This is a genomic window from Vibrio mytili, from assembly GCF_000830505.1.
Taxonomy (GTDB): domain Bacteria; phylum Pseudomonadota; class Gammaproteobacteria; order Enterobacterales; family Vibrionaceae; genus Vibrio; species Vibrio mytili.
Window position 1 is genome coordinate 109,999 of record NZ_JXOK01000022.1, and the last position, 6,218, is coordinate 116,216.

Genomic DNA, 6,218 nt, shown 5'->3' on the forward strand with positions numbered 1-6,218 from the left:
CACTAGTCTTAAGAAGATTTGTGTAAAAAACAATGGCAAAGCCATTATTGGGAGAAATGAATGAAATCAGTTTTAAAAGTGTCGCTACTTGCTGCCACAGTTATGCTAGCGGTAGGTTGTCAGAAAGAAGAAACAAAAGAAGAAACAGCAGCACCTCAAGCGGAGCAAGTTCAGGCTGAAACCGGCAAAGCCGTTCACTTTAAAACCGACGATGATAAGGCGGCTTACGCAATCGGTGTTTCGTTTGCTAACTACCTAAGCACTAGCATCGAAAAGCCAAGTGAGATTGGTATCGACCTAAACAAAGACCTAGTTCTTAAAGGAATCGAAGATGTCTTTAACGGCAGTGCCGAGCTTAACGAAGAAGATACTCGTGCTGCACTAGAATCTTTAGACAAGCGTGTCGCAGAGAAGATGGAAAAGCAAGCCGCAGAGAAAGCAGCCGCTTCTAAGAAAGCAGGTGATGAATTCCGTGCAGAGTTTGAAAAGCAAGATGGTGTGAAGAAGACTGAGTCTGGTCTACTATACCAAGTGCTAACACCTGCTGAAGGTGAGATGCCGAAAGATACCGATACGGTACAAGTACACTACAAAGGTACATTGATCGATGGCACTCAATTTGACAGTTCATACGATCGTGGTGAGCCAGCTACCTTCCCATTAAACCGTGTTATCCCAGGTTGGACAGAAGGCGTTCAGCTCATGCCTGTGGGCTCTAAATTCAAATTTGTTATCCCGCCAGAGCTCGCTTACGGTGAGCAAGATACACCAAGCATTCCAGCAAACTCAACGCTTGTTTTTGAGGTTGAGTTGCTAAAAATTGAGAATGACGGTGACAAGGCTGAGTAATTCGAACTTTTCGAGCTAAGCTATTGAAAAAGGTCCGCTTAGCGGGCCTTTTTTGTTCTAGGTCACTAGTTGGTGAGTTTGCTAGGCTGCTTTTCAAATTTTCTGATAAACTTACATCAATTTGTTGATTTTTCGCTCGAAGGCTTATGACAACTACAGAAACAATAAACGCAGAGATGTTGCTCGAAATGGAATCCGTTAACGTGATGCCGTTTACTGAGCACGATAAAATCATCTTGAGATCTTATGAAGCGGTCGTCGACGGTATTGCCAGCTTAATTGGCCCATTCTGCGAGATTGTTCTTCATTCTCTAGAAGACTTAAATACGTCTGCAATTAAAATCGCCAACGGCGAAAATACCGGGCGTCAAGTCGGTTCTCCTATTACGGATTTGGCACTTAAGATGTTGAAAGACATTGAAGGCTCAGAGCGTAACTTCTCACGCTCTTACTTTACCCGCGCTAAAGGCGGCGTATTGATGAAGTCGATTACAGTCGCGATCCGTAACGGTGAAAACCGTGTGATTGGTTTGCTGTGTATTAACGTCAATCTCGACGCGCCATTTTCTCAAGTTTTGCATTCGTTCATGCCAACACAGGAAGCGGAGGAAGCAGCTTCATCAGTGAACTTTGCCAGTGATGTTGAAGAGCTCGTCGACCAAACCGTTGAGCGTACTATTGAAGAGATTAACGCAGATAAATCGGTATCCAACAATACCAAGAACCGTCAAATCGTGATGGAACTGTACGATAAAGGTATCTTCGACATCAAAGACGCGATTAACCGTGTTGCTGACCGCCTGAACATTTCCAAGCATACGGTGTATTTGTATATTCGTCAGCGCAAAACTGAGGATGAATAGGCGTGAGTGGATTAACCTACACTCTGGTCGTCAATGGTCCGGTTTACGGTAGCCAATCGGCTCGCAGTGCCTATCAATTTGCCCAAGCGGTGATTGAGAAGGGCCACACACTGGTCAGTGTCTTTTTCTATCAAGACGGGGTCACTAACGGCACGGCACTGAGCGTACCTGCTAATGATGAATTTGATCTAAGTAGCGCGTGGCAAGTGTTAGCTAAAGAGCATCATGTACGGCTTGAAACCTGTGTGGCTGCCGCTTTGCGTCGTGGTATCATCAGTGAAGGCGAGGCAACCCAACACGGCTTAACGCAAAACAACTTAGCGGTGGGTTTTGAGCAAGCGGGATTAGGCAGCTTAGCAGAAGCGATGCTCACCCAAGATAGAGTGGTCCAATTTTGAGTCAGTTAACGTATCTATTTCGTAGTGCACCTCATGGTCGTACCGCTGGGCGTGAAGGCGTAGACGCTCTGTTGGCGGCTTCTGCATACTGTGAAAACATTAGTGTGATCTTCGCGGGTGATGGTGTGTATCAGCTTTTACTGGGACAAGACCCGAGTGGTATTTTAAGTAAGGATTACGCACCTATGCTGAAGTTGTTCGATCTCTATGATATCGAGCAGGTGTTTGTCTGTGTCGAGTCACTTGCACAGCGAGGGTTAGCTCAAGCGGACCTCGTGATTGATGCTCAGACACTAAATACCGAGCAAGTCAAAGACAAGCTGCAGCAAGCTGGCAAATTACTGTCATTCTGAGGAAGTCATGTTACATATCATAAAATCCGTGCCAGCCTTACAGGATGCGATGGCGATGTACAGCGAACAGGATGATATTCTCCTGATCGAAGATGCGATATACAGTGCAAACCCTCAGCACCCAGCATTTCATCACCTAAAAAAAGCCTCAACCTTTGTGTTGGAGAGTGACATTCAGGCGCGTGGCATGGTCAATCGTATCAGCCCCTCAATCCAAATCGTAAACTATTCTGGCTTTGTTGAGCTAACCGCAAATCAAGACAAATCGCTAACTTGGGACTGAATCGTCTTTCTTGTCGAGCATACTTTACAGCTGGGTTCATAGCATTGAACAAAAAAGATTCGTATATTTCTTGACACACCTCCCACTGCTGCATAGAATTTTGCGTCCCTAATTGCCAATGGCAGTTAGGGCTAGATTTTTCACAAAGCTTACTTTCAAGTAAATTCAGGAGCTAGTTAATGGCAACTATTAACCAGTTGGTACGTAAGCCACGTGCAAAGCAAGTTGTTAAAAGCAACGTGCCTGCACTAGAAGCGTGCCCACAAAAACGTGGTGTATGTACTCGTGTTTACACTACAACACCTAAAAAACCTAACTCAGCACTTCGTAAAGTTTGTCGTGTACGTCTGACAAACGGTTTCGAAGTGACTTCGTACATCGGCGGTGAAGGCCACAACCTTCAAGAGCACTCAGTTGTTCTAATCCGTGGCGGTCGTGTTAAAGACCTTCCAGGTGTGCGTTACCACACAGTTCGCGGCGCACTTGACTGTGCTGGCGTAAACGACCGTAAACAAGGTCGTTCTAAGTACGGTGTGAAGCGTCCTAAGTCTTAATTGCTCTCTTTTTAAAAAGAAAGCGTTAAGTAAGGCCAAACACTTATTTTCAATTTTATTTTTTTGAAAAAACTGAAAAGTTTTGGATAAAACCTGAAGAAGACAACGGAGAAAATCCATGCCACGTCGTCGCGTCATTGGTCAGCGTAAGATCCTTCCAGATCCGAAATTCAAATCTGAATTGCTGGCAAAATTCGTTAACATCCTAATGGTTGACGGTAAAAAATCTACTGCAGAGAAAATTGTTTACACTGCACTAGATGCTATGGCTGAAAAGTCTGGTAAAGACCACTTAGCTATTTTTGAAGAAGCTCTTGAAAACGTACGCCCTGCGGTAGAGGTTAAATCTCGCCGTGTTGGTGGTTCAACTTACCAAGTACCTGTAGAAGTACGTCCGGTTCGCCGTAACGCACTTGCTATGCGTTGGTTGGTTGAAGCTGCGCGCAAGCGTGGTGAAAAATCTATGGCTCAACGCCTAGCTGCTGAAATGCTAGACGCGTCTGAGAACAAAGGTACTGCTGTTAAGAAACGTGAAGACGTTCACCGTATGGCAGACGCGAACAAAGCGTTCGCACATTACCGCTGGTAATACCTTCTGTGCTGCGAGGTCCTCTCGCAGCACTTTTCTATACTCTAAGGTACACCTTAGTAAGAGGATACAATCGTGGCTCGTAAAACTCCTATTGAGCGCTACCGCAATATCGGTATCTGTGCTCACGTAGATGCAGGAAAAACAACCACAACTGAGCGTATTCTGTTCTACACTGGCCTTTCTCACAAAATCGGCGAAGTTCACGATGGTGCTGCAACCATGGACTGGATGGAGCAGGAGCAGGAACGTGGTATCACTATCACATCCGCTGCGACTACTACTTTCTGGCGTGGTATGGAAGCACAATTCCCAGAGCATCGCGTAAACATCATTGATACCCCTGGACACGTTGACTTTACTATCGAAGTAGAGCGTTCTCTTCGTGTACTTGATGGTGCTGTGGTTGTGTTCTGTGGCTCATCTGGTGTTGAACCTCAGTCTGAAACAGTATGGCGTCAAGCTGACAAATACCACGTTCCACGTATGGTATTCGTGAACAAGATGGACCGTGCGGGTGCAGACTTCCTACGCGTTGTGGACCAAATTAAAAATCGTCTTGGTGCGAACCCTGTTCCAATCCAGCTTAACGTTGGTGCCGAAGAGGACTTCAAAGGTGTCATCGACCTTATCAAGATGAAAATGATCAACTGGAATGAAGCCGATCAAGGTACTTCGTTTACTTACGAAGACATTCCAGCTGACATGATCGAGCTTGCTGAAGAGTGGCGCAACCATATGGTTGAGTCTGCCGCAGAAGCTAGCGAAGAGCTGATGGACAAATACCTTGAAGAAGGTGAGCTGACTGAAGCTGAGATCAAGCAAGCACTTCGTACTCGCACACTAAACAACGAAATCGTTCTAGCCACTTGTGGTAGTGCGTTTAAGAATAAAGGTGTTCAAGCGGTACTCGATGCTGTGATCGAATTCTTGCCATCGCCTATCGACGTTCCTGCTATTAAAGGTGTCGATGAAAGAGACAATCAAGTTGAACGTCATGCCGACGACAATGAACCTTTCTCAGCGCTAGCGTTTAAGATCGCGACTGACCCATTCGTGGGCACGCTAACTTTCATGCGAGTTTACTCTGGTGTAGTAAACTCAGGTGATGGGGTTTACAACTCTGTCAAAGAGAAGAAAGAGCGTTTTGGTCGTATCGTGCAGATGCATGCGAATAAGCGTGAAGAAGTTAAAGAAGTTCGTGCTGGTGATATCGCTGCAGCCATCGGTCTGAAAGACGTAACCACAGGTGATACCTTGTGTGACCAGAACCACAAAGTGATTCTGGAACGCATGGAGTTCCCACAACCGGTTATTCAGATTGCTGTAGAGCCTCGTTCTAAGGCAGACCAAGAAAAAATGGGTATCGCGCTAGGTAAACTGGCAGCGGAAGATCCATCTTTCCGCGTGGAAACCGACGACGAAACGGGTCAGACTCTGATCTCTGGTATGGGTGAACTTCATCTAGATATCATCGTCGATCGTATGAAGCGTGAATTCAGCGTTGATTGTAACGTTGGTAAACCTCAGGTTGCTTACCGTGAAACCATTCGTGGCAAAGCGGAAGTAGAAGGTAAGTTTGTTCGTCAATCAGGTGGTCGTGGTCAATACGGTCATGTGTGGATCAAGCTTGAGCCTTCAGAGCCTGGTGAAGGTTTCGTATTCGTCGACGAAATCGTGGGTGGTGTTGTTCCTAAGGAATACATCAACTCGGTATCGAAAGGTATCGAAGAACAAATGAATAGTGGTGTTCTAGCGGGTTATCCTGTATTGGATATCAAAGCAACATTGTTTGATGGTTCTTACCACGATGTAGACTCAAGTGAGATGGCGTTTAAGATCGCTGGCTCAATGGCGTTCAAGAAAGGTGCACTAGAAGCTCAACCTGTGATTCTAGAGCCAATGATGAATGTCGAAGTAACCACTCCGGAAGATTGGATGGGTGACGTTGTTGGTGACCTAAACCGTCGTCGCGGTATCATTGAAGGTATGGACGAAGGTGTGGCTGGTCTGAAGATCATCCGTGCTCAAGTGCCACTATCTGAGATGTTTGGTTACGCAACTGACTTACGTTCTGCAACTCAAGGCCGTGCGTCTTACTCTATGGAGTTTCACGAGTACGCTGAAGTGCCGAAAAACTTCGCAGATAAAATTATTGCAGAGCGTGGTTACTAATTGACGATTGAATTGCAAAAAGTTTACGACTTTTTGCGAGATCATACCGTCCAAATATTGCGCTAACGGGCGTTGGCGCATAAAATAACAATTTCTGGCGCGTCGTCGATCAATAATGATCACGGCGAATCATAACTAGGAAGGAACACGATCG

8 protein-coding genes are annotated in these 6,218 nt (G+C 45.8%); all 8 read left to right on the plus strand.

All coding sequences use genetic code 11. The annotated features are described in order from the left end of the window. Positions 1-60: 60 nt before the first annotated feature. Positions 61-849 (plus strand): FKBP-type peptidyl-prolyl cis-trans isomerase, encoded by a 789-nt coding sequence (fkpA, locus tag SU60_RS07830; protein WP_041155019.1) that lies wholly within the window; start codon positions 61-63, stop codon positions 847-849. A 146-nt stretch (positions 850-995) separates the two neighbouring features. Continuing rightward, the gene (locus SU60_RS07835; protein ID WP_041155020.1) at positions 996-1,712 is read left to right on the plus strand and encodes a helix-turn-helix transcriptional regulator; all 717 of its coding nucleotides are present in this window, start codon (positions 996-998) and stop codon (positions 1,710-1,712) included. Between the two features lie 2 nt (positions 1,713-1,714). After that, entirely contained in the window at positions 1,715-2,110 is a 396-nt protein-coding gene (gene tusD, locus SU60_RS07840; RefSeq protein WP_041155021.1) for a sulfurtransferase complex subunit TusD, read from the plus strand. Next, on the plus strand, positions 2,107-2,463 hold the full coding sequence (gene tusC, locus SU60_RS07845; RefSeq protein ID WP_041155022.1) for a sulfurtransferase complex subunit TusC: 357 nt from the start codon (positions 2,107-2,109) through the stop codon (positions 2,461-2,463). The genes tusD and tusC overlap by 4 nt, the downstream gene beginning before the upstream one ends. Positions 2,464-2,470: 7 nt before the next feature. Then, positions 2,471-2,746, plus strand: coding sequence for a sulfurtransferase complex subunit TusB (tusB, locus tag SU60_RS07850; protein WP_041155023.1), 276 nt, complete (start codon positions 2,471-2,473; stop codon positions 2,744-2,746). Positions 2,747-2,925: 179 nt separating this feature from the next. Next, positions 2,926-3,300, plus strand: coding sequence for a 30S ribosomal protein S12 (gene rpsL / locus SU60_RS07855; RefSeq protein WP_004399892.1), 375 nt, complete (start codon positions 2,926-2,928; stop codon positions 3,298-3,300). A gap of 118 nt (positions 3,301-3,418) precedes the next feature. After that, a complete protein-coding gene (gene rpsG, locus SU60_RS07860; RefSeq protein WP_005382796.1) occupies positions 3,419-3,889 on the plus strand; it encodes a 30S ribosomal protein S7 in 471 nt (156 codons plus the stop codon). Positions 3,890-3,964: 75 nt separating this feature from the next. Continuing rightward, on the plus strand, positions 3,965-6,064 hold the full coding sequence (gene fusA / locus SU60_RS07865; RefSeq protein ID WP_041155024.1) for an elongation factor G: 2,100 nt from the start codon (positions 3,965-3,967) through the stop codon (positions 6,062-6,064). Positions 6,065-6,218 lie beyond the last annotated feature (154 nt).